General features: G+C 60.3%; 17 protein-coding genes. 9 read left to right on the forward strand and 8 right to left on the reverse strand.

Annotated elements, in window-relative coordinates; all coding sequences use genetic code 11:
* Positions 1 to 115: 115 nt before the first annotated feature.
* The gene (locus tag HUU46_23285) at positions 116 to 601 is read left to right on the forward strand and encodes a DinB family protein (GenBank protein ID NUM56566.1); all 486 of its coding nucleotides are present in this window, start codon (positions 116 to 118) and stop codon (positions 599 to 601) included.
* Between the two features lie 42 nt (positions 602 to 643).
* Here the strand turns inward: HUU46_23285 and HUU46_23290 are convergent, their stop codons facing one another.
* The gene (locus HUU46_23290) at positions 644 to 2,824 is read right to left on the reverse strand and encodes a hypothetical protein (protein ID NUM56567.1); all 2,181 of its coding nucleotides are present in this window, start codon (positions 2,822 to 2,824) and stop codon (positions 644 to 646) included.
* 434 nt (positions 2,825 to 3,258) lie between these two features.
* On the opposite strand from HUU46_23290, the gene HUU46_23295 reads away from it, so the two are divergent.
* Positions 3,259 to 4,626 carry a L,D-transpeptidase family protein gene (locus tag HUU46_23295; protein ID NUM56568.1) on the forward strand — a complete coding sequence of 456 codons (1,368 nt, stop codon included), beginning with the start codon at positions 3,259 to 3,261 and terminating at the stop codon, positions 4,624 to 4,626.
* 1 nt (position 4,627) lies between these two features.
* Here HUU46_23295 and HUU46_23300 read toward each other — a convergent pair whose 3' ends face one another.
* Complete coding sequence (locus tag HUU46_23300) at positions 4,628 to 4,903, reverse strand: hypothetical protein (protein ID NUM56569.1); 276 nt, start codon at positions 4,901 to 4,903, stop codon at positions 4,628 to 4,630.
* Positions 4,904 to 5,185: 282 nt separating this feature from the next.
* Here HUU46_23300 and HUU46_23305 point away from each other — a divergent pair, with 282 nt between their 5' ends.
* The gene (locus HUU46_23305; GenBank protein NUM56570.1) at positions 5,186 to 8,047 is read left to right on the forward strand and encodes a sigma-70 family RNA polymerase sigma factor; all 2,862 of its coding nucleotides are present in this window, start codon (positions 5,186 to 5,188) and stop codon (positions 8,045 to 8,047) included.
* Between the two features lie 277 nt (positions 8,048 to 8,324).
* On the opposite strand, the gene HUU46_23310 is transcribed toward HUU46_23305, so the two are convergent.
* Both HUU46_23310 and HUU46_23315 read right to left on the reverse strand, forming a co-directional pair.
* Positions 8,325 to 9,212 (reverse strand): histidinol-phosphatase, encoded by an 888-nt coding sequence (locus HUU46_23310; GenBank protein NUM56571.1) that lies wholly within the window; start codon positions 9,210 to 9,212, stop codon positions 8,325 to 8,327.
* Positions 9,213 to 9,323: 111 nt separating this feature from the next.
* Positions 9,324 to 10,640: an MFS transporter gene (locus HUU46_23315; GenBank protein NUM56572.1), complete on the reverse strand. Its 1,317-nt coding sequence runs from the start codon at positions 10,638 to 10,640 to the stop codon at positions 9,324 to 9,326.
* A 106-nt stretch (positions 10,641 to 10,746) separates the two neighbouring features.
* On the opposite strand from HUU46_23315, the gene HUU46_23320 reads away from it, so the two are divergent.
* The 4 genes from HUU46_23320 to HUU46_23335 all read left to right on the forward strand — a co-directional run bounded on the left by HUU46_23320 (position 10,747) and on the right by HUU46_23335 (position 15,361).
* On the forward strand, positions 10,747 to 11,604 hold the full coding sequence (locus HUU46_23320; GenBank protein ID NUM56573.1) for an SMP-30/gluconolactonase/LRE family protein: 858 nt from the start codon (positions 10,747 to 10,749) through the stop codon (positions 11,602 to 11,604).
* A 3-nt stretch (positions 11,605 to 11,607) separates the two neighbouring features.
* The gene (locus tag HUU46_23325) at positions 11,608 to 12,987 is read left to right on the forward strand and encodes a hypothetical protein (GenBank protein ID NUM56574.1); all 1,380 of its coding nucleotides are present in this window, start codon (positions 11,608 to 11,610) and stop codon (positions 12,985 to 12,987) included.
* Between the two features lie 71 nt (positions 12,988 to 13,058).
* Positions 13,059 to 14,126 (forward strand): PA0069 family radical SAM protein, encoded by a 1,068-nt coding sequence (locus HUU46_23330; GenBank protein ID NUM56575.1) that lies wholly within the window; start codon positions 13,059 to 13,061, stop codon positions 14,124 to 14,126.
* 65 nt (positions 14,127 to 14,191) lie between these two features.
* Entirely contained in the window at positions 14,192 to 15,361 is a 1,170-nt protein-coding gene (locus HUU46_23335; protein NUM56576.1) for a PKD domain-containing protein, read from the forward strand.
* 136 nt (positions 15,362 to 15,497) lie between these two features.
* Here the strand turns inward: HUU46_23335 and HUU46_23340 are convergent, their stop codons facing one another.
* The 4 genes from HUU46_23340 to HUU46_23355 form a co-directional block, all read right to left on the reverse strand.
* Positions 15,498 to 17,582 (reverse strand): right-handed parallel beta-helix repeat-containing protein, encoded by a 2,085-nt coding sequence (locus HUU46_23340; protein NUM56577.1) that lies wholly within the window; start codon positions 17,580 to 17,582, stop codon positions 15,498 to 15,500.
* 11 nt (positions 17,583 to 17,593) lie between these two features.
* Positions 17,594 to 18,397: an RMD1 family protein gene (locus tag HUU46_23345; protein ID NUM56578.1), complete on the reverse strand. Its 804-nt coding sequence runs from the start codon at positions 18,395 to 18,397 to the stop codon at positions 17,594 to 17,596.
* Between the two features lie 207 nt (positions 18,398 to 18,604).
* Complete coding sequence (locus tag HUU46_23350; GenBank protein ID NUM56579.1) at positions 18,605 to 20,698, reverse strand: enoyl-CoA hydratase/isomerase family protein; 2,094 nt, start codon at positions 20,696 to 20,698, stop codon at positions 18,605 to 18,607.
* Positions 20,699 to 21,058: 360 nt separating this feature from the next.
* A complete protein-coding gene (locus HUU46_23355) occupies positions 21,059 to 21,565 on the reverse strand; it encodes a lecithin retinol acyltransferase family protein (protein ID NUM56580.1) in 507 nt (168 codons plus the stop codon).
* A gap of 188 nt (positions 21,566 to 21,753) precedes the next feature.
* On the opposite strand from HUU46_23355, the gene HUU46_23360 reads away from it, so the two are divergent.
* On the forward strand, positions 21,754 to 21,984 hold the full coding sequence (locus HUU46_23360; protein ID NUM56581.1) for a hypothetical protein: 231 nt from the start codon (positions 21,754 to 21,756) through the stop codon (positions 21,982 to 21,984).
* A 23-nt stretch (positions 21,985 to 22,007) separates the two neighbouring features.
* Positions 22,008 to 23,633, forward strand: coding sequence for an exo-alpha-sialidase (locus tag HUU46_23365; GenBank protein NUM56582.1), 1,626 nt, complete (start codon positions 22,008 to 22,010; stop codon positions 23,631 to 23,633).
* Positions 23,634 to 23,641: the final 8 nt, after the last annotated feature.

Here is a 23,641-nt window from a genome sequence, read left to right on the forward strand (position 1 = left end):
CGCAGACCACTACGCTCTTGACATCTGAATAAATATACAGTATATTGAATTCGTTGGGCGCACGGTGCGTCGCGCTCAACGGCTGGGAAATTGGGCTCGAAAAGGAGTAAACGCCATGTCGTCCACGCTCGCAACGGGATTGGTTACACAATTGAATCTGGTGAAAGAGTACTTTGATCGCTCGACGAAAGTCCTTGATGAAGGGGATTCGTCCTTCTCCCCGAAGGATGGAATGATGACCGTCGCGCAGCAGGTGGCGCACGTCGCCCAAACGATTGATTGGTTCCGGGAGGGAATTGTCCGGCCCGAGGGCTTCGACATGAACTTCGAGGCGCACTGGAATGAGGTGGCAAAGGTCGCCTCGCTGAAAGCCGCCCGCGAATGGCACCAGCGCGCGCATGACGCGATGGTGCAGCAGGTAGCGAGGACGTCCGACGCCGAACTGAACGCCCCGCTGCCTGCCGGCCCCGTCATGGGCGGTGCGCCGAAATCATCGGTCGTCGGCGGGATCGACGATCATACCGCGCACCATCGCGGTGCCTTGACGGTGTACACAAGGTTGATCGGAAAAGTCGCGGCCATGCCGTACATGGACGTGTAGACTCCCAGCACACGCGCGCGGTGCTCGGACCGCGCCGGCGCGTCACGGATTCGCCGGCGCCGGAGTGTCGGGTCCCGGAGCAAATGCGTCAAACGGTCCGGCGGAGTAAGACAAAATCTCGCGGAAGTTCGGTAGCGCCGGTTCGCTGCTCTCGATGCGCCACGCGCTGTCGATCTTCGTGAAGGTCAGCCAAACTTCGCCGGTGTCGTTCAATGGAAACGCCGCGCGGACGGACGCGAAGCGTCCGGTCGGGTCGCTGGCGGCCGTGCCCGCAAACTGGCAGTACAGGAGCATGCGTACCTTGCCGGTGGTCGCGATGGCCGAAAAGTCCCATTGCCGGATTTGCCGCGCCATCGTGCAGTGGCTGTACCGTTCGAAAAACCACTGGTACGCGCGGCCGACGTACTCGCTGCTCCAGTTCTGGGGATCGCGATAGCTCGGCGCGTACACGTTCAATACGCCCGCCACGTCTTCACTGGAAAACGCGGCGTCCCATCGTTCGATGGCCGCCGCGATTTCCATGGCGGCAGGTTTGTTTTCATCGGCAACGCCCTGGACGTTTGGCCACCACTCTTGCGACGCGAGCCGTGTGTCCTGGTTTGCGATAGGCTGACTGTCGGCGTTCATCACCAAGGGCGTTAAGACCGCTTCTTCCGCGATGCGGCTATGCGCGAGGCTCAGCGCCAGGTAGTCGCCGTAGTTCACCACACCCTCGTACACTTCCTTCTCCTGCGTCGCCGCGGTGACGGAGTAGGCGGTGGGCTGCTGCGGGTCGATGGCCGGGTCGGTCCAACTGCGCTGCTCGACGCGATCCGCAACCAGCTCGAACTGTCCGTCGGGATACGCCCGCTTGTACACGCGGTAGAAAATATCGCCCTCGCGCGGCGGCCACGAAACCGTCGCCGTTGTCTCGTCGCGCACCGCCCTGAATCCCCGCACGGGCGCCAGCATTCCGGGAAGCCGGAACGCCTGTTGCTCGTACTGGTTTTCGCGTGTGTGCATGACAAACGCACGCAGCCCGACTTGCGTCACAAACGCGGGGCCCGCACCGTCCGGAACCAGGTATTGGTCAAGAAGCTGCGTCCACTCCCCCACGCTGTTCACGGTATTCGGACGAACCACTCGCGCGAACCCGGACGGGGTCGCGAACGCCGAAAAAATCGGAATCCAAAAATGCGCGCCCGTGTTCGGAATCAACTCCGCTACTTGCCCCGGCCGCTCTATCCCGTACGCGCCGCGAATCATCAGGCCCTCGCCGTAGACACCGTCGATATCGCGCAAGTTCTGTTGCATCTCCGCCGGCGTATTCGACACACCGAGTTGATACGCGACCTGCGCCTTCGTTTCGATGGACTCCTTGCGCGAGATAAGGCCGAGATCGATGATCTCGCGCAATGTCGGCGCTATGGACGCCGTCCACGTGTGGTTGCGCGCGCCAGCCCACAGGTCCTCCGCGTCGTCAAACGCATACACCGTCGCCCCGCACATCGCGCCATTCAGCGCCATCGCACGATAAAACGGCGGAGGCATTGCCGCATTCGCCGGCGCCACACCGAACACGCCGGGTTCGATGAAGCGCGCCGACTTGAACCAACGCGGCGTCGCCTCAACACCCCAGTGTGACGCGGCGCCGTCGAGCCACAATCCCATCACCATGCCGAACTGCGCGATCGCATCGTCGCCGTCCAGTCCCGCGACCGGTATCACGTAGGCTGCATTCGCGCGAAACCCTTCGATCATCGGGCGGCACCATGTATTGGACAACGCGTGCGGCCACGCGTGCGCGCCCAGCCGCAACACAAGATATCGCCCATACTGCGCGGAGGCATCGATCACGCTCGACAACCAACGCACGTGGGGCGGCGCGCCGAACAATTCGCCGCCGCCAAACACGTAGTAGTCATTGAACGACAGGTCGGAAACCCAAACGCCTTTGACGCAGGTGAACTCGTACAGAATCTTGTCCACCAGGTCCGGCGGATGAAGGGTCTTTGGATCGCCGGTCCCAACTACTGCGAAGACAGGCACGTTCAACGCCTGCAGAGGCGACAAGATACTCTGGAACCGGACTTGGCGCGCGGCGGCGTCCGGCGCGTGTGCCTCGACGCGCATCGCGCCGTATGGCTTCATGTTCTCCGGCAACGCCGCCCAGGCGTCCGCAGTGCGCTGCGCGTAGGTGGCCGCGTCATCGGTGGCAGAGCCGGGAGATTGAAACACAAACAAGGGCCGGTCAACCCCGATCTCCGTCGTCGGCGGGGGCGTATTCTGCGCAAATACAGACGCTGTAACGAATAGACAGAAGATAGCCTGCGCCCGGCCCCCTGTCGGTCTCCAGCATCCTCCCAGCATGAGCGGGATTGTAGCGATTTGGGAATATATTTGCAAGTGATTGACCAGCAATTAGTTGTGACTCCGAAAGCCCGGGAACATTGATTGCCCCGTTCTTTCGCTGCTACTTCCTATCCCCTTGCAACGATTAAAGATGCATAGCACGTGTCGCCATATGGTATACTTCTGTGGTTCGCACGTGTCGTGCGGGCTGCGGGTGCTCACGCCCGCCGTGACGTCGCTACCGGGGCTGCGGGAACGGCGTCGCATGGCTGACGCGACAAGGCTGCGTGAAGATGCAGGGGTCTTCGTGCAGCGTGGGCAATGCAATGGCGCAACAATCAGAACGTAGATCGGCCCCGCGCGCGGCGATAGAACGCCAGGCGATGTTCGTCGCGGTGGACGGTTCCACCCTGCTGCAAGCGGGCGCCGTAACCGACATGAGCCGCGACGGGCTCCACCTGCGTACGCGGCAACCCGCCCCCATAGGCACGATTATCGAGATTGAAATGGAACCGCGCGAGGGATCGGCGCAATCCAAACCGATCATCATCCGCGGGCGCGTGGTACGCATCCAGGAACTCCCCGGCGGCGAATTCTCCGTCGGTGTGAAATTGCGCTACCGCGTCGGAAAAGCGAACGCCGTACCCGCCCGTGCTGCTACCCCCGCGCGCGTATTGACGCCGGCAACGACGGCGGAAGCCCGGAGGAAGACGCCGCACCCGCAAAAACTCGACTGGCGGCACGGCGCGATGATCGGTTTCTTCGCCGGCGTCATCGCGTTACTTCTGTTGTGGCCGCGCGACGGATCGCCGCGCGCCGCGGCAAGCGGCGCATCCGGCGAGCGCACTTCGTTGGATCAAGTGATTGCCGAGATTAAGCAGCGTCCGAAGAATCAAAGCAGCACAGGCTCAGGCGGCGCAGCGCAAAAGGGCTACTCGACGCGTCCCGCCGTCCCGTCCAGCAGCATCGTCCAACGGACGCGCGATCGCGTGTCAACATTGGATGAGCGCTCATCGGCGACGCGCAACGGACGCAATACGTCCGGCGCGCTGGAAAGCGTTCGTTCGGACCGCGTTCCGCGTACATCAGAACTATTCGCCGCAAACGCATTGGGCCTGTCCCCCGCGATCGACGGCGCAATGCTGGCAGGCGGAGCTCGGCAAAGCGATTCCGAATACGTGGTGGGAACCACGGGTGATTCGTCGGATTCGCCACGCAATCGCGAATTGGCGGCGATCGTTCGCGCGCTGGACGAACGGGCCGCGTCCGAATTTTTTGAATCGACACGCGCCGCCGAGTCCGCACTGTTCGACCCAGTCCATATCGAAGTCGATCAGGACGCATATACGTTGACGGTCTATCGCGCGGGTAAACCGTTTACGGAGTTTCCGATCTCGGTCGGCTCAAACCGCAGCACGCCCAAGGGCACGTTCACTATCCATAACAAAATTCGAAATCCCGACTGGTACGATCGCGGCAAGACCGTACCCTACGGCGATCCGCGCAATCCGCTCGGGGCGTCATGGATGGGCTTCGCAAAGAATGGCCAGCCCCTCAGCTACGGCATACATCCCACGAACGACTTGGGCGCGATGGGCCAGCCCGCGGGCCGCGGGTGCGTACGTCTGAAACCGGAACACGCGGAGGCTTTGTTCCGCATCTGTCCCGTCGGCGCGACGGTGACCATCCGGTAGTCTATGGCGCGTGCTCGCCCGATTCCGCACTGACGACCACTGACTTCCCATCGCTCGTTGCCACCGTCGCAACGCCCTTCTGCGTATCGAAGATCGAATACGTCGTCACGCCATCCTGTTCGTCGACCTCGAGTTGGTAGCGCCCACTGGTGCGCGCGCCGTGATCGCCGTTCCCCGATCCAACATCTGCGAGTGTAATGTTCGGCCCCACCAGCAGCGCGCTGACAATAGTCAGCGCACTTCCCAAAATGGCACCACCTATGAATTGCTTTAGCATGGCTCCTCCCGAACGCTTGAAAATGTTGTCCCACCACTTGGGAGAGCAATCCACGTGCCGCGGCTCGACTTTTTTGTAACCGATTCGTGCGCAATGGCTTGCACGCGTGCCGAGCACACAGGCTCCAGATCAGCAAATTGGAAAGTCCGCCAACTTGCGGCGAGAATCAGCATCTCTTAGGTTTCCCACGCAATTTAACATGGCGGTGTCGACCTCAGACCACAAACCTTTGCACCTACTCCCGTGTCTTTGTTCGTGTACGTAACGATGGTGGCGGTAAACGTGGACAACCAAGAACTCGAGCGGCTCGTCGAAGCGGCAAAACGCGGCGATGCCCAGGCGTTCGCGCGTCTGACCCAGGCGCACTATCGACTTGTCTACTCGCTCGCATACAGCACCGTCGGCGACTGGAGCGCGGCACAGGATATCGCACAGGACGCATTCCTGGTTGCCTGGACGCATTTGGGAAACCTTCGGGGAGCAGGGGCATTTCCAATGTGGATTCGAAAGATCGCGCGCAATCTCGCGCTGAATTGGATTCGTTCCGCGGACTATCGCCGTCGGCTCGCGGAACGCCACGAGCAACTGGTCGCGCCGCTCCAAGAGCCGCCACAAGACCCCGCGCAATTGCTTGGCCGAGAAGAGCGGCGCGCGGCGCTGTGGAAGGCGCTTCAGCATTTGAGTCCTCCCGTTCGCGAGGCGATGGTGCTGTTCTATCTCGAAGGACGATCGACGCCGGAAGCCGCCGCGAAACTGGGCATCAGCGAAAACGCGTTCAAGCTTCGCCTGCATACCGGCCGCGCGCGATTGCGAAAGTTTCTCGAGGATCAAGTCGAGGAAAGTTTGTACGCCGACCTCGCGCCGCAGGACACAAAATCTGCCGCCGGCCGGGTTCTTGCCGGACTGGCAATTGGCCCTGTCATGCCCGACCTCGCGCAGTCGGTCTCCGGCGCCGGCATCAGCATGTGGCTGCACCACGTCGCCCACAACGGCGTCACCGAGACGATCATCCCAATTCTTCAAGGAGGAGCCATCGTGAACGCAAAAAAGATCGCCATTGGGGCGGCCGTAGCCGCGCTGTGCGCGGGTGGCGCATATTGGGGAATCTACCGCGCGGCCACTGTACCGCAGAGCGGAGAAAACTGGCGGCGCGTCAGCAAGTCCGAAACGCCTTATGACGTTACCGATCTCTCGGCGCCGGCCTCCGCTGCAGACACTACTTCCACTGCGGCTCAGCTTGCGAAAAGCGAGTCACAATACGACACGGCGACGGATGAAGCATCGAACGTAGAACTCGCTTCCGCTCCTGACGAACAACTGCAACCCACCGGCGATATGACGGCGTCCGCCGCGCTGCTGATGAGTATGGAGAAGGGGCGGATCAAAGACCCGAAAGATTACGCGACCGTTTCGGGGACCGTAGTGGATACCCACGGAAGTCCAATTGAAGACGCGACCGTACAAGTCTCGGCAATCGGTGGCGCAGAAACGCCCCAGGGAATCAGCAACAACCTACTCGCGGCACTGCAAAACCCCGCGCACAAACAAACGGCGCAAACGGACCCGGCTGGACGGTTCACCGTTCAGGGCATCGCCTACGAGGGGCGTGCAACCGTCATGGCGTCCGCCGATGGCTACAAAATGATGAGCGGCGGACGCGTCCCTGTCCCCATCAAAGCGGGCGACAAGATCGACAACGTGCGCATTACCCTGGAGCCCGGTAAGGGACTCTATGGCAGATTGTTGTCGCCCGACGGCAAGCCCGTCACCGACGGCGTCGTCAATTTGGTTGCAATCCGCACGCGCGGCGATTCTTCCAATGGCATGCTCGGCAGCACCAATACCGATGCAAAGGGCCAGTTCCATTTCGCGTTCTCGCGCGAAGGTACGGCAAGTCTCGTTACCTCGTCGTTGAAATACGGCGGCGCGAGCTTCGACGATGTGCCCGTCGGCGGCGAAGACGTGATTGAACTCCAAATGCCGAAAGGCGCGCAGTTGACAGGAACGATCACGTGGGCGGCCGGCGGCGCGGCATCGGACGTGCTCGTGTTTCTTGTCGGCAAGGCGAACGACGGTCGCGGCCTTCGACGCAATCCCGCGTCTGTGTACGCAGCGAAAACAGACAGCGGTGGCAACTATACAATCGATGCGATCGACGCCAACCAGTCCTATTCCGCTTCCGTCGCCATGTTGGACGAAACTGCGCTGTCGCAGCCACAGCCCGTTCCGGATTTCTCCCCGGGCGGAACGCAAACATGGGACTATGCGATACAGGAATTGATCTACGTGCGCGGCCGCGTCGTCGGCGAAACGACCGGAAGACCGTTGCACCACGTGAAAGTCGCGGCGCTGAAAGATGGAAAGTACGTTCAAGACAGCGATACGCCGACCGGCGCGGACGGGTCGTATGAACTGAAACTATCGTCCGGTCCAGGCAATTACAGGATTTATCCGCGCCTATGGCGCATCGAACCCGAACAAACCGGATACGAATGGGGCAAGGACATCCAGCTTTCTGCGGCACAGGAAGCAACACTCGATCTGACGTTCGTGGACACGGCGACCATGTCCATCAAGGTGGTCGATGCCGCGGGCAATCCACTAAGCGACATGGGCCTTGGCATTCGCGAAGACGACCACACCTGGGGGCCGGTGGCGCGTACGGCCGCAGACGGCACCTACACGTGGAACGGATTCATGCCGGGCATCGAAACGAATTTCGTGGTGTTCGGTCAAGGCGGGCCGGGGCGGCTTGGCTCGACCCGGCCCACGGTCCTCGAACCCGGTCAGGTCGTACCCGAAGAAACCGTCGTCGTCTACGGCAGCGCGGGCATCGAAGGCATCGCGGTCGGGCCAAACGGCCAACCCTTGCCGAACGGCGTCATCATTTTGCACGTCTACTACGCCCTCACGCACGAAATCGAGCGCCGCGTCAACACGGACGACACCGGACACTTCCTCATCGAAAGTCAACTGCCTGCGACTGCCGTATTCCTGTCCATGGAAGGCTACACCGAAACCGATGGCAGCGTGGATCGCTATTCCTACGAATCCGACGAGATCGAACTCATCGATAAACAAATCGTTGACCTTGGAAAGATTGCCTTCACGCACAGCGAATCGAACGTGAACGTCGAGGATTAGAGCAATTCAAGTTTGAGCACACCGTCTGTTTCGTGCTCGTGCTCGTGCTCGTGAGTCGTCATCGTACTCGCACTCGATCCTCGATAAGATCGAGTACGATGACGACTCACGAGCACGAGCACGCGGTGCAGCCGACCTTGAAACGCTCTAAACGCAGCAACTCAGTTGGCGATCATGCTTCGCTGTCAGCGCCAACGGCGCGCCGCAACCCTAGCCAGGGGCATCGCCCCTGGACACCGCGCCCGGTCACACACCCGCGCGCTGAAAGCGCACCGCATCACAGCGCCACACGCCTACGCTCAACAGATTCGCCGCGACGATCCAACACCGTCACTGCCGTAACGCCATTCCGAAACAGATACTCCCGGGCCTCGGGAATACCCGCTCCGACCAACTCCGGCCCGTGGCTATCGTCACCAAAACAAAACGGTACGCCCATTTCATTCGCACGCTGCAACAACCACGGCGCAGGGTACGGCGAATCGAGTCCCTTCCGCCAACCTGCGGTATTCAAATCCAGAATGCAGTCGTGCGCCTTGGCCACTTCCAATGCGCGCTCCGCCGCCTTGCGAATCGCCGGCGTATCGAGCGGTCCAAAAAGATGACCGTTCTTGCGGACAAGGTCGAGGTGTCCGACGACTTCCGGTTCCAGCGCTTCAATCATTCCCGATACGGCCGCGTAATACTCTACGGCGAGGGCCTCGAGCCCGCCCGCTATTTCCATGACCCGCTCAAATTCCTCGACGCTGCTGTCGATGGAAATATCGTGGAGGTAATGGACCGACCCGACCATGTAGTCGAACCGAAACCGCTTGCGGTAGTCCAGCATGATCTCCGCATACCGATCGTGTGGCACCACTTCGATTTCATACCCGCGCAGGATCGTGATGCGATCGGCATACTCCTTCGCCAACCGGAATATCGCCTCGCCATACGCCTCGAAATCCGCGAGAATCTTCTCTAACGTCCATCCCTTGTCGCGCTCATTCGCGTAACGATACCGCTCGCCGTGCCGCGGCGCGTGCTCGCTGATCCCATATATCTCGAAACCGCCCGCAATCGCCGCCTCGATGACCTCGCGTAATGTGCCGGTCGCGTGATCGCAAAACTCGCCCGAATGACCGCCATGAAGGGAAACTTTCCATGGCGCGACTCCCGATCCCATCAATATCACCTTTCAAACAACAGGGCGACCGCATCTGGCCGCCCGCCATCACAACTCCCGCGCTACGGTGCGTCTGTTCGCAATCGAATTGGCGATTGCGGATTCGACCGCCTACGCCGCCGCTTCGGAATGTACCGTCTTCGATTCGTCTACTCGAATGAGCAGCAGGCCGCCCAACGCAAATAAGACGATCAAACTGAATACGCCCTTTCGCGTGTCGCCCGTCGTCCATCCGATTCCCCCGACCATCACCGGCCCGAGAATTGTCGCAAACTTGCCGAAGATATCGTAGAACCCAAAAAACTGCGCAGAATTTTCCGGCGGCACCAGTTTCGCGAACATGCTCCGGCTCAGCGACTGGATGCCGCCCTGCGCGAACGCAATCATCATGGCCAGCACCCAGAAGTGCCACACCTCGCGTATGAAATACGCAAGGGAAGTGACCAAAAAGTAGACGCCGATGCCTACAAGCACCATGCGCTTTGCGCCGGCAAATTTCGCGAGATATCCGAAAAGAATGGCGCATGGAAACGCGACTATCTGCGTCACGAGCAAAATCGTCAGCAGCTTGGTCTGGTCAATCCCTATATCAAGCCCAAACGCGACCGCCATTTTGTAAATCGTGTGTACGCCGTCGATATAAAGGAAGTACGCGATCAGAAACCCAAAAAGCGCCCTGTATTTCGTGACGTTCCTCAATGTTCCGGCCAGCCGCGAAAGGCTCTCCCCGATTGGATTTGCGTGCTCCGGCACAAAGTGTACCTGCCGCACGTTCAACAACATCGGAACGCTCAGCCCGAACCACCACAAGGCCGTGATGAGAAAGGCAATCCGCGTCGGCGCCAGCGTGGAGTCAAAGCCAATCCGCTGATGCTGCGTTATAAGCAGCATACAAAGAATGTACGGAATCGTACTCGCAAAATATCCCCACGCAAACCCATTCGACGAGACCCAATCCATCCGGTCCTTTGTCGCGACGTCGACCAAAAAGGAATCGTAAAAAACGACCGCGCCGTAGAAGCCAATCGTAGAGAGTCCAAATAGCGCGAGGCAGAACAGCCACTCTCCCTCCCCCACAAGCGGAAGCGCCGCCGTCGCGACGAGACCAATCGTAAGAAATGTAACGAACAACCGCTTCTTGAACCCGCGATGGTCGGCAAGCGCGCCAAGCATCGGCGACATGATCGCCACGAAGACCATTGCGACCGTATTGCCGACTCCCCAGTAGAATGTCGACTCCTCGTCCGCCATGCCCTTCGCGGCGTAAGATTTGAAGAAAATCGGTAAGATGGTCGTCGTGACGATCAAAGTCTGCGCGCTATTCGCGCAGTCGTAAAGTATCCAGCTTCGTTCGGCTTTGGTCACGGAACAGTTCCCCGGATTCGAGGCGTAAGTGTGGCGCGACGAGCGTATGGAGTCAAACCACATTCCCGAGGGAGGCTATTCCGACAGCGGCCCAACAGGTTGGAAAACGCAGCTCCCGAAGTGTAAGACTGGCTTGGGAAACTCCGCCGCAATCCAGGGGGACTAAATCATGATCACATCGCTGTGCCTCGGAGTCGCGATTTTCGCCGCCGCCGAAACCGTCACAACGGGCCCAGTCGAATTGGTCGCGGACGGGTTTGTGTTTACCGAGGGACCAGTATGGATCCCCAGCGGAGGGTTGGTATTCAGCGACATCCCAGCCAATCGCATTTACAGAGTGGACAAGACGATCTTCCGCGAGCCGAGCAACAACTCGAACGGCCTTGTCATCGATACCCAGGGCCGGCTTATCGCATGCGAACATGGTTCGCGCTCCGTTACACGCACCGAGAAAGACGGCACAATCACAACCATCGCCTCAACCTTCGACGGCAAGAAGCTCAATAGCCCGAATGACGCCACCGTCCGCGCCGATGGCACAATCTTCTTCACCGACCCGCCGTATGGGGTCAAGCAAGAAGAGCGGGAACTGGATTTTCAGGGTGTGTACGCAATCCTGCCGGATGGACGGGTGAGCAGCGTCGCGCCGGACTTTATCAAGCCGAATGGCATCGGCCTCTCGCCCGACGGCAACACACTGTACGTCGCGGACACCGAGGGCAGTCACATCCGCGCATTCGACGTGGCGAAGGACGGCTCGCTCTCCAACAACCGCGTATTCTGTGAACTGCCTCACCCCGACGGCATGGCCATTGACCAAAAGGGATACGTCTGGTGCACGGCGGGAGATGGCGTGCGCGTTTACAGTCCAAAGGGCGAACTCGTTCACACCGTCGTCGTCCCGCAGGTCCCCGCGAATTGCGGATTTGGCGATGCAGACGGCATGACGCTGTACATCACCGCGCGCACGGGCCTGTACAAGGTGCGGTGCGCCACGCCAGGTCTCGGATTCCCTGCGGGCAAGTGATTGATGCTTGTCGCGCTCTGCATTGCCGCCTCGATCTCCGCGCCCGAAGCGACGTATCAAATCAGTGCCGCGAAGGGCCCGTATTTTGTCTGCGACGAACGCGTCATCATGGACCGCTGGCTCGCGGAACGGTTCGTGGTGCAGCCTACGCGCTATGAAAACAACCCCGTCATGCGGCGCGAGTTTCCGTGGGAAGGGTCGGGTCCACACCTCGGCGGGTCGGTGTTGTATGACGCCGCGGACAACAAGTTTCGCATGTGGTACAGCGTTTTCAATCGGCACGCGTACGACAATCGGCTGCCCTTCTCATACAACGTGTGTTACGCCGAATCCGGCGACGGCATTGCTTGGAGCAAGCCGTTTCTCCGCGTCTTTGACTACGAGGGCAGCACGGAAAACAACGTCATAAAACTCGGCACTGACAAGACGCAGAACATTGACGTGTGCCTGAATCCGCGCCCCGATCGATGGCCGGGCAAATTCCTCGCGGTGCACAACCAGAAGGGCGGCTTGTTCATCTCGTCCTCAAACAACGGCGCTACTTTCGATTGGCTGTGGCAGGAACCCGCACTCGCGTACCACAGCGACACGCACAACAACTTCGTGTACGACGAGGTTCGCGACCGCTGGTTGCTCTACTGCCGGCCACGAACCTATGCAGGCGATCACAAACGCCGCGTTTCAATGCAGTCCTCGAACGACCTTCAACATTGGACGCACGAAGAGACGATTCTCGTGCCCGGCGAAGACGAGAAGCCGGAGTTCTACGGCATGGCCGTGTGGCGGCGCGGCGATCTCTTCTTCGGTTCGCTGCAAGTCTACGACCGCTACACAGGCCACCCGCACGTCGAGCTGGCATGGAGCGGCGATGGCGAACGCTGGCGCCAAATTCCAACGCATCCCGAGTTTGTTTCGCGCGGGCCAAAGGGCGCATGGGACGCAGGCATGGTCTTTCTTGCCGACTCCCCCATCGAACTCGGCGACACCGTGCGCTTCTACTACGGCGGCTTCGCGCTCCCGCATGACACGAAGGAAGAAAACATCGGTGCAATAGGTTTGCTCACATCGCAACGCGACCGCTTCATCGGCATTCGCCCGACCGGCGCCGAACCCGGCTTCGTGCTCACGCGTCCGTTCAATCCGAATGGCCGCCGCCTCTTCGTGAACGCGCGCGCAGCGGGCGAACTCCGCGCCGAGGTGCGCGTCGGCAATAACAAGACGCTCGACGGATGGACGTTCGACGCCTGTGATCCGTTTACGGGAGACAGCCTGGACGCCGAGATAACGTGGGGTGGCAAGCATCTTGGCGATCTCTCGGAGCAGGAAGTCTCGCTCAACTTCAAGCTGGACCGCGCCGAACTGTTCACGCTTGATCTTCGCTAACGCCCAATTTTTCGCTTGCCATCTCGCGAGTTTCGTGGTTCAATATATCTGAAATCTATTTCAGGTGTACCATGCTCGACCCAACCAAAGCCATTCGCGGACGCGGCGCCACGAAGAACCCGCGAAACCGGTTCGACGAAATCGCATATGTCCGCGACGACGAATGGGACGAAGAGGAGACGCCGCGTCCGGGGACTGTCTATCTGCCCGACGCGTCAAAGAGCATTCTCGCGACAAACGACAGTCCTGACATTCCGTTCGACGCGAGCCTCAACCCATACCGCGGCTGCGAGCACGGCTGTGTCTACTGCTACGCCCGCCCCACGCACGAATACTTTGGCTATTCCGCGGGCCTCGATTTTGAGACCAAGATATTCGTCAAGCACGAAGCGCCGGAATTGTTGCGCAGAGAACTCATGTCGAAACGATGGGAGCCGAAGTCGATCAGCATTTCCGGCGTGACCGACCCCTACCAACCGATTGAACGCAAGCTGCAAATCACGCGGCGATGCCTCGAAGTGCTCGCCGAATTCCGAAATCCCTGCGGCATCGTCACAAAGAACCGGCTCGTCACACGCGATATCGACGTACTCCAGGAACTGGCGAGCTACAATGCCGCGCTCGTGTTCGTCAGCGTGACGACGTTGGACGTCCCGCTTAACCGCGCGATGGAGCCGCGCACGTCGCTGCCGCAACATCGGTTGGACACGATACGCGCGCTGAAGGAAGCGGGCGTTCCCGTGGGCGTATTGATCGCGCCGATAGTCCCCGGGCTGACGGACGAAGAAATCCCGCGCATCGCCGAGGCCGCCGCAGACGCCGGCGCAACGCACGCGGGCTTCATCATGCTGCGCTTGCCCTACGCCGTCGCGCCACTGTTCGAGGCCTGGCTCGATCAGCACTACCCCGCGCGAAAGGAAAAAATACTCAACCGCGTCCGCTCGATGCGCGGCGGCAATCTCTACAAGTCCGAATTCGGTTCCCGCATGCGCGGCGAGGGTTTCCACGCCGATCAGATCGAAAACATTTTCAAAGTCGCCTGCAACAAACACGGACTGAACAAGACCGGCGTAAATCTATCGACTGCGTACTTCAGGCGGCCGGAAACTACCGGCCAACTGGAGTTGTTCGCAAAATAGTGAAAGGCGGCTTTCATAGTGTATAATAGTGTATCAATTAGCTCCCCCAGAAAGGAGATCTGCTCATGGCCCGACCGCTGCGTGCCGTGACGTGGCCCGGTGTCTTGGCTATTGCGTTCGTATCGGGGATGATGGGTTGCCAGCCTGCCTTTGTTCCGTTGCAGATCGACCCGGCGGCGATCGAATTCAGCTACAACGTCGATTCGATTGATTTTCGCGTTGCGAGGGCTGCCGAACGGCCTCCCGACCCCAATTTCAGGATTACCGATGGCGGCACGGAATGGTTGGATGTAGAGCCGCGCAAAGGCAGCAGCACCGGCCCTGACGACTGGGCCAATTTCACGGTGACTGTCGACCGCTCCAAGATGAATTTGGGCCTCAATGCCGCCCAACTCGAGTTTGTCTCGCCTAGCGCACCACGGCAACTGGTCTCCGTTATGGCCTCGAGGGCGCTGGCCGCGGACTTCGCCGCAACGCCGCTGGTGGGCCTACCCCTTCAGGAAGTCAGTTTCTTCGACATTTCCATTGCGGCGCCGGCATGGGACCAGATTTCTGGATGGATGTGGGACTTCGGCGATGGGACCGGCCCAAGCTACGCGCAGAATCCCAAACACACCTACACAAGCCCCGGTAAGTACACTGTGACGTTGGAGGTCCGAGCGGGTCTCGTCGCCGAGACCATCGTCAAAAAAGAATACATCGAGGTCGTCGCACCGGAGGCACCAATGGCGGACTTCGTCGCTTTGCCCCTGAGTCCGCCGGTGAATATGGTCGTCCAATTTACGAACCTGTCTACGAGCGGCGACGGCATTGCGTCGTGGTTCTGGACGTTTGGCGACGGTTCGTTCAGCACCGACATGCATCCGCGGCACGTGTATTCCGCAATCGGCATGTACACCGTATCCCTCACCGTCGCCGACAGCTACGGAAGTTCGGACACCGAGACAAAAAACGATTACATCGACGTCCAGCCCACCGGGCCCACGGCACAATTTTCCGCCCCCGGGCGCGTGGTGTTGGCCGGCAGCTCCGTCTACTTTACCGATCTTTCCGATCCCGGTTCCTCGCCGATCACAATGTGGGAGTGGTTCTTCGGCGACGGCGGAGCCAGTAACGTGCAGAATCCCTCGCACACCTACGCCGCGGCGGGGCAGTATACGGTTACCCTCACCGTTTGGACGCCGATCGGTCACGACACAAGAACAAAGACCAACTACATAACAGTAATAGAGTAACAAAGCAGAGAGCGGTCGCAATGTCCAGCCTCTTTCCCGATTCTTACGCGGACATCCGGCGCACACGTTATCCTTTGCGCGCGCTGAAGCCTGATGCCTCTATGTTCTCACACTTTTTTCGCGTCGAGAATTCGGACTATCGTCGTTCGACCCCTGACCGCGCGGGTATCGCCGCGCGGTACCCGTCGAGTTGCAGGCCGATTTGATCGAAGGGAATCGGCTCGAAGCCCGGTACGGTCTTGAACACGATCGAGTCCTCCCGCAGGGCATAGTTCCCGTTCGCGGCGTCCACGAATCCCGGGTCCCAGCGAAGGATCAAATTATCGCGCACGTCCCAATTTCCGTCGATGGACGATTCGCATTTCACAATCACGTTGCGCGCGGAGTGATTCAGCCGCGGTACCTTCCACGACTCCATGAACCCGGCAAGCGCCGGATAGCGGTCCGTGTACGGCGGCTTGGTGATGTCCACTTCCTTGAGTAAGCGCTCTTGCCATAACGACTCACCGAGCCACTGCTGCCATGTCGTGTCCGGCCAGGGCGACGCGCCCATCGCGCGTTTGCACTCGATAAAAATGTTGTTCTCGACCCAATTGTCGTGGCCACCGTGACTGAACACCGCGCCGTGGTTGCCCCCGGCCGCGCGCAGGAACACGTTGCCGTACACGCGTTGCCCTCCGGCGCCGTCGTCGAAGTAGATTGCGGAGCTGCCGTGCGCCATCTTGCTGCCCACGTCGTGCCAGAAGTTGTAACGCAAGACGGTGCCGCGTTCCGACGGATTGCGGCCCATGTAAAACGCGCCGCAGTCGTCGCTGTCCATGCCGATGTTGTACACCTCGTTGTACTCGATGAGGTGATCGTTCCCCCCGATAGTGATGCCCTGGTGCGGCGCATCGTGTATCCAATTGTGCGCGACGCGAACGCCAACGCCGCCGAGCAGCATGTTGTATGCATGCGTAGCCTGTCGAAGCGATACGTGGTGGATGTCGTTGTTCTCGATTCGATGGCCGGACGATGTCAGGGACTTTCGATCGCCTCCGGACACGACGACGCCATTCGTGCCGGCGCCGTAGATATCACACGCGACGACGCTGTGGTCCTCGCCACCGATTACTTCAATTCCGCTGAGGCCCGTGTTGCGGACGATGCACCCGTTGATGGCTACGTTGCTGCCGCCCTCGATTTTGACGGCGGCGCCCGCGCACATCTCGAACGTCAGACCGCGAACAACGACGTTCGCCACGTTTGCCAAAGACATAAGCGGCTCGCGCAGCGTCGTGAGCACTATGTCATGTCCGTCGCCGGAGGCGGGCGGCCAAAAGTAGAGGACACCGTTCTCACGATCGATGAAGTATTCGCCGGGTTGGTCCAACTCTTCGAGCAGATTGAACGCCTTGTATCGACGCGGCGCGGAGTTGCCGCTTCCGATACCGTACACATGCCGCTCGGCGAGCGTAATCCGTCTCTTTTCCGTATCGATCGATTCGATTTTGATGCTGTCGATCGCCCAGTCGAAACACCAATACCCTTGCAGCCACACCGCCGGCGCGGCGGCCCATCGTTCCGGACGATCGCCGGAATAGGCGAACACGCCGAGCTTATCCGATGCGTGGTTGCGCCACGGGGCTGGGCCGCTCTCGACCACCTCCGCGATTTCCGCCCACCCCTCGTTCGGCCACCGCGCCAGAACCATGCGCATACCGTCGTAATAGAGTTCCGAAACCGCGGGCGCCGCCTCAAAATGACTCGGCATTTCGCCGGTATCGGCGATACCCAATGCGCGGAGATCGGACCACAGGACGTGACCCCGCGCCGACTCGTCCATTCGCCCCACGATTGTTTCGTCTGTGATCGGGAGAAGGGCATCGACGGGCACCGCGCGCCCGCCAATGATTCGTGGAGACTCCCCTTCCGCGGCGCGGTACACGACTGGCGATTCGGCACTGCCGCCGTCTTCGGCGCCCAGCGCAAACGATTCCGCCAGCGGATACACGCCGCCGTGCAGCCAGACGGTCACCGCTTCACCCGTTGCAGCCTGACCGCGCCGCACATCGCGTATCGCGTCCCGCGCGCGCACGAGCGTCGCAAACGGCGCTTCCGCGGTGCCCGGGTTCGTATCGAGTCCAGTGGGAAGGACGTGGAATTCCAGCGCGGCCGCGGACGCGCTCAGCAACACAACCGCGCTGAACGCGACCGCGGTTCTATTCGATTGCAGATTCATCTCGGTACTTTCTAATGCCCACGCCAAAACATTTCGTACAGGGTCAGCATAATCTCGACGACAATGAGTATGACGATGTACCACTCGACGCGCAGGTTCCGCCGGTGGTGCAGCAGATCGAGAACGGTTTCAACCGTGCGCGAAGTTAGTTTGAGCTTGCGTTCCAACGCCGCCTGCCGCTCGCGCAACTCATATTCTGTCGCCAGACGCGCATAAAGCGGTTCGAGTTCGACACGCTCCCACAGCACCTCCGGTTTCTCCGCGACTTCGATGCGCCCGACCATCTTGTGTTCGATGAGCATCGCGCCGCCGATGTGCGATAGGAGTTTCTTCGAACTGCGAAACGTCCAGTTGCCCCGTTCGAGCGCGGCCGCGAGCGGCTCGACGCGGTCGAACGTTTTCGCGATGATGTCCTCGTAGCGCTCGAGCACCACGCTCTCCGCCAGCACGTCCGCAACCAGTTGCAGCCGCTCGACGCCGGCGTCGCGCAGCACGATGACGCCCTGCACGACGCGTTCGTCCGCCGCCGAATCGATCTCGAGTTCCGCCTGCTCCTGATACAGACGCTCGTGCGGCTCGTTGATGAGCTTCTTGATATCGGTCAGGAACGCAGCCTCTTCGATCGGTTCCAAACCGAACATGATGACGGCGCCATAGCGGAACACGACCACACAGCCGGCGCTCCCGGCGCGAATCGTGAGCGGCGTTGTCGCAATCCGGCCGGTTACGTCGAGAAGCGGCGTCTCGATGCGATCCGCGAGCAGGACTGCATTCGCACGAATACGCTTGCGTCCCGCGAACAACGTGGTGTCCATGTACGGTTATCCCGGATTTTTCACGCGAACAGCGAAGACGTGTGTCATCCGTTGCGTCACATGAAGTTCCATAGTTTCCCGTCTATACGGGCTATTCGCGCGAAAAATCCTCTCGCCATGCGCTCAAAGGCCTATTCGTGAGCATTTCTCACCGCACAGAGGGATTTTACATCCACCGTGGCGTCGTGGGGCGGTGAGAAATGCGGGTCATCCCATCGTGAAGGTCTTGCCTTCTTTCGCCATTCGTTCGATAAGCGGCGCCGGCTCCCACAACTTTCCATGCACCTCGTGGAACGCGCAGATGTCCTTATAAACCGAATCGACGCCCACGCTGTCCGCATAAAACATGGGGCCGCCGCGAAAGACCGGAAAGCCGTAGCCGTAGATGTAGATGATGTCGATGTCGCTAGCGCGCAGGGCGATGCCTTCCTCGAGGATGCGCGCGCCTTCGTTAACGAGCGGATAAATGCACCGCTTCACGATTTCGTCGTCCGAAATCACGCGGCGCGCAATGCCCTTCGCTTTCGACTCGGCGATGCATAGCGCCTCGATTTCCGGATCGGGAATCGGATTTCGGTTGCCGGGTTCGTACTTATAGAAGCCCGCACCGGTCTTCTGGCCGTAGCGGCCCATCTCGCAAATCTTGTCGCCGATCTCGCAATAGCGCTCGTCTTTCGGGCGCGTCGCGGCCTGCCGCTTGCGAATGCGCCAGCCCACGTCGAGGCCGGCGAGATCGCTCATTTGCAGCGGCCCCATCGGAAACCCAAAGTGGTAGATGGCCTTGTCCACCTGATGCGGCAGCGCCCCCTCTTCGAGCAGGAACATCGCCTCGCGTATGTACCCATGCACCATGCGATTACCGACGAACCCGTCGCACACGCCAACCACAACGCCGACTTTCTTGATCGTCTTCGCCAGCGCCAGCGCGGTCGCCAGCGTTTCCTTTGAGGTCTTCGCCGCGCGCACGATTTCGAGCAGTTTCATCACGTTCGCGGGACTGAAGAAGTGCAGGCCGATCACTTTATCCGGCCGCGAGGTGGCCGCCGCGATCTCGTTCACGTCCAGCGTCGAGGTGTTTGTTGCGAGAATCGCTTCGGGTTTGCACGCGGCGTCGAGTTTCGTGAACACCTCCTTTTTGATGTCCATCTCCTCGAATACCGCCTCGACAACAATATCGACATCCCCGATTGCGTCGTAACGCAGCGCGGGTTTTATCAGCGCCATGCGCTGGTCCATCTTCTCTTGCGTGAGCTTGCCCTTCGAGACGGTGCCCGCGTAGTTCTTCTCGATGACGCCGAGGCCCTTGTCGACCAGTTCCTGCGTGCTGTCGATGAGCACGACCGGAATGCCCGCATTCGCGAAATTCATCGCGATACCGCCGCCCATCGTCCCCGCGCCGATGACGGCCGCGGTGCGAATCGGCAACGCGGCCTGGTCTTTCGGTATATCGGGAATCTTCGATACCTGGCGCTCGGCGAAGAAGATGTGTCGTTGCGCGAAGGACTGCGTCGAAAACAGCGCCTCGCCGAAAATCTCGCGTTCGCGTTCGAGGCCCTTGTCGAAAGGCAAATTCACCGCCGCTTCCACCGCATTGATCCCATGTTGCGGCGCCTCAAACCCGCGTTTTGTTTTCGCGACGGCCTTCCGAAATTCGTCGAACATGCCGGGGTTGGCCTTTGCTTCGGCAAGTTTGTCGGTCAGATCGCGAATGCGGCGCATCGGACGCCCTTCCGCGATCACCTTTTGCGCAAATGCGGCCGCGCCTTCCAGCTTCTCGTCGATGATTTCGTCGACGATGCCAAGCGTATGCGCCTTCGCGGCGGGAACAGGATCGCCGCTCGTAATCATTTCGAGCGCGGCTTTCACGCCCGCGATACGGGGCAACCGTTGCGTGCCGCCCGCGCCGGGGATGATCCCGAGTTTCACCTCCGGCAGACCCACCTGCGCAGTCGGCGCGGCGCACCGATAGTGGCAGCCCAACGCAGTTTCCAACCCTCCGCCCAACGCCGTACCGTGAATCGCCGCGACGACGGGCTTGGGACAGTCCTCGAGCGCGGCGATGACCGCGTTCAGGTCCGGGTCTTCCAGCGGCTTGTTGAACTCCGTGATGTCCGCGCCGGCAATGAACGTGCGCCCTTCGCAGATCAACACAAGCGCTTTCGCCTCGCCGTCCGCGGCGCCCTCCGCCAGACACTCGACAATCCCCTTCCGGACGCCAATGCTCAATGCATTTACCGGCGGGTTGTTGACCGTGATGAATCCCACCGCTCCCCTGCGGGCATACGTAACCATACTGCTCATGATCGTGACGCGCTCCTTCCCCTCGTAAGGCCCGATGTTGCACCAACAGACTTATCGTAACGCGTCCGCGGGACGAAAGTGAAAAGGCGCGAAGCGCGCTGCCGTCCATGCCGGGCGCGAAGCTCGACGCGGTTTCTATGTGTGTCTATACCTTTGCCCAACGCGTTGCATCTGCGTCCGCCTTAAGCGGTGGGCATCCGAGGACGACTCGCAGTCCACTGCAACCATGCGAAACGACCCGTGTTTGGTTGACAGCGACACGCGGATTCTACGATGAACGAGGAAGACACCCTGTTGGTGCGGTGATCGATTCAAGGGGTCTCGATGGATTTTCATCGTAGTCACATACGTGACTACTGTTTATTGGACGCGTCCGAGGACCGGGGTATGCGTGGGCGATATTAGGGGGTCGCCCGGCGAATCCAAGCGGGCTATGCGCGTCCGCGAGCCATCGCGCGCACGGCGGCAATGGTTCCCGCCACAGTCACGGCTGCCACGGCCAAGGTGGTGGCGGCCGTAATGGCGCGGCGGACCCGTAATGGCGCGGCGGACCTGTTTGCTCTCGCGCTGGCCGGTCCGGCACCACGAGGCAAAATGCTCACAATTGTTCAGCACCGTGCTGTACCGCGTTTCTTCGAGACGACTCTCGGCCCGGGAAATAATGGCCTCCGCGTCAAACGTGGGGTCCGACTTCACGACGCGCACCCGGCCGCCTTTCGCGAATTGCTCAAGGGTTGTCCTGCGCACCGCCGCGTTGGCCCGGTTAAATAACTCGCCGGTGTAATGGATGACCGTTCCGTCCCCACAGTCAATCCCGTGGTGCCAATAGCCCGTCCGAAACACTCGAACATGATCGCCGCGCGCCACGTCTTGCCGACTCCTGGGTTCGTTCCGGTTGCCAGGGGGTTGTGCTATGAAGCGCCAACCATGTCAACCGATGCCCTAAACACTTAACTGTGCTATGCTTGTTCCCGCTGCAAATACCCGTGTTACATTAGCCGCACTGAGCGTTGGGTGTGGCTACAACGCGTCGCGCTGCGAAAGGGAACCACGTCGTGCCGCGAACCCGTCACGCCTTGGCGCTCATTGCCGAACTTAATTCGGCCGCGCATGTCTTCGCAATCGGCTTCACGAGGGGTACGGCGCTTGTGCGAACAAACGCCGATCCCAACAACTTCAAGTATCGCCTCGACATCGCGAGAGATGACGACCAATATGAGGTCCGCGTAATCTCCAAGAGCGACAATTCAATCGGAGACATGAGCGGCGGTGGATTCACGGTATAGGCCGCAAAATGAGGAGCCGTTCCATGCGCGATTCAGTTTTCGTTCGAGCCATTCCGATACTGTTGATGCTATCGCCCTTCGCGATTGCCGTAAACTTCCAGACAGCCGGGCCTGTGGATTCCACGGCCGATTCGGACGGACTGAATAAGTTCGACCGCGTTCCCCGCGTTGCGACCGATGGCGCGGGACATTGGGTCGCCGTCTGGGAAACGTCGGAATTGGCCAGCGGACCAAATCCAGTCGACCTGGACATTGCCGTTTCTCGTTCGTCCGATAACGGCGCTACATGGTCAACGCCGTCGCACGTTGCAAAGAATGCGGGAATCGATGACGCTTTCCCTGCGATAGCCACTGACGGCAACGGTACATGGGTTTGCGCGTATACCAGCCAGTCGGTCGAGGAGCCGTATCATCGCGCCGTGCAAACCTGTAAATCGACGGACAACGGTGCGACATGGTCACCGCCGGTAGATGCAAATCCAAGCGACCCGATCGGTCCCTATGTCTACTCGCCGTCGATCGCAGCGGACACTGCGGGCAACTGGGTGCTCGTTTGGAGCACGACCTACACGTTGTTGTCCGACCCCGATCCCCTTGTCGGCGATGACGACATTGCTGTTTCCACGTCACCGAACGGAACCGATTGGTCGGCGCCAGCGCGCGTCAACTCGGCGTACGCAACCGACGACCTTGCGGGGGACGCGTGGCCGCAGGTCGCGACCGACGACAACGGCGTTTGGGTTTGTGTGTGGCGGTCGACCTACAAACCGACGGATCCATTCCACGGCGACGACGATATTTATTTTTCCCGGTCTACTACCAACGGCGCCACCTGGACCGCACAGTCCGTGCTTCATCCCGAGTTCGATACCGAAACGTTTTCCGACGAGTATCCGAGGGTCGCGGCAGACGGAAACGGCTCGTGGATGGTCACCTGGGAAGCGCCCGACGTTGCATTCGGCGTCGACAAGGTGTGGACCAGTGTTTCTATGGACGACGGTATGTCTTGGAGCCCGCGAAAACGCGTTTCGGATGAACCTCCCTTGGGAGACAGTCAGCGGCCTGTTGTCGCGTCCGGCGGAAACGGCGAGTGGCTAGTCGTCTGGAGCCGTCATCTTTTTCAGAAGGGCGGCCACTCGGACTACGATATCGCGAAATCGGAGACATCGGACGACGGCGACAACTGGACCGCGGTTGAGAACCTCAACTCGAACGCCACCGACGATCTCGGGGACGATAGAGATCCCGATATCGCGACCGACGGCGCGGGGCATTGGGTCGTGTTGTGGGGAACCGAAGACACGGAGCATTCCGATCAGGACGTGTGGCGCGCCATAAGCGGCGGGGCCGCAGGGTCGTTGACGCTCACCGTTCCCAACGGCGGCGAGAAATGGAGAATTGGCACGAAACACGCCATCGAGTGGAACTCTTCGGGGAACGTGGGAGCGAACGTGAAATTGGAACTTTTGCGGAATGGCGGCGTCATAGATGTGATTAAAGCCTCGACACCGAACGATGGCAAGCAGAAATGGAAACTTCCCAACTCGCTCTCGCCCGGCGGCGGGTACAAGGTGAGGGTCACGTCAAAGAGCGACGGCGCGATTAGGGACACAGGCGACGGCGCATTCAAAGTGAAGGAAGCGAAATGAGCTCGGTT

This window comes from Candidatus Hydrogenedentota bacterium, from assembly GCA_013359265.1.
In the GTDB taxonomy this organism is placed as follows: Bacteria; Hydrogenedentota; Hydrogenedentia; order Hydrogenedentales; family SLHB01; genus JABWCD01.

Coding starts and splice junctions, on each gene's coding strand:
- HUU46_23350 (NUM56579.1), bottom strand. CDS start 20,698: ATGAGCAGTATGGTTACGTATGCCCGCAGGGGAGCGGTGGGATTCATC.
- HUU46_23340 (NUM56577.1), bottom strand. CDS start 17,582: ATGAATCTGCAATCGAATAGAACCGCGGTCGCGTTCAGCGCGGTTGTG.
- HUU46_23335 (NUM56576.1), top strand. CDS start 14,192: ATGGCCCGACCGCTGCGTGCCGTGACGTGGCCCGGTGTCTTGGCTATT.
- HUU46_23345 (NUM56578.1), bottom strand. CDS start 18,397: ATGGACACCACGTTGTTCGCGGGACGCAAGCGTATTCGTGCGAATGCA.
- HUU46_23295 (NUM56568.1), top strand. CDS start 3,259: ATGGCGCAACAATCAGAACGTAGATCGGCCCCGCGCGCGGCGATAGAA.
- HUU46_23330 (NUM56575.1), top strand. CDS start 13,059: ATGCTCGACCCAACCAAAGCCATTCGCGGACGCGGCGCCACGAAGAAC.
- HUU46_23365 (NUM56582.1), top strand. CDS start 22,008: ATGCGCGATTCAGTTTTCGTTCGAGCCATTCCGATACTGTTGATGCTA.
- HUU46_23320 (NUM56573.1), top strand. CDS start 10,747: ATGATCACATCGCTGTGCCTCGGAGTCGCGATTTTCGCCGCCGCCGAA.
- HUU46_23325 (NUM56574.1), top strand. CDS start 11,608: ATGCTTGTCGCGCTCTGCATTGCCGCCTCGATCTCCGCGCCCGAAGCG.
- HUU46_23315 (NUM56572.1), bottom strand. CDS start 10,640: ATGTGGTTTGACTCCATACGCTCGTCGCGCCACACTTACGCCTCGAAT.
- HUU46_23285 (NUM56566.1), top strand. CDS start 116: ATGTCGTCCACGCTCGCAACGGGATTGGTTACACAATTGAATCTGGTG.
- HUU46_23300 (NUM56569.1), bottom strand. CDS start 4,903: ATGCTAAAGCAATTCATAGGTGGTGCCATTTTGGGAAGTGCGCTGACT.
- HUU46_23310 (NUM56571.1), bottom strand. CDS start 9,212: ATGGGATCGGGAGTCGCGCCATGGAAAGTTTCCCTTCATGGCGGTCAT.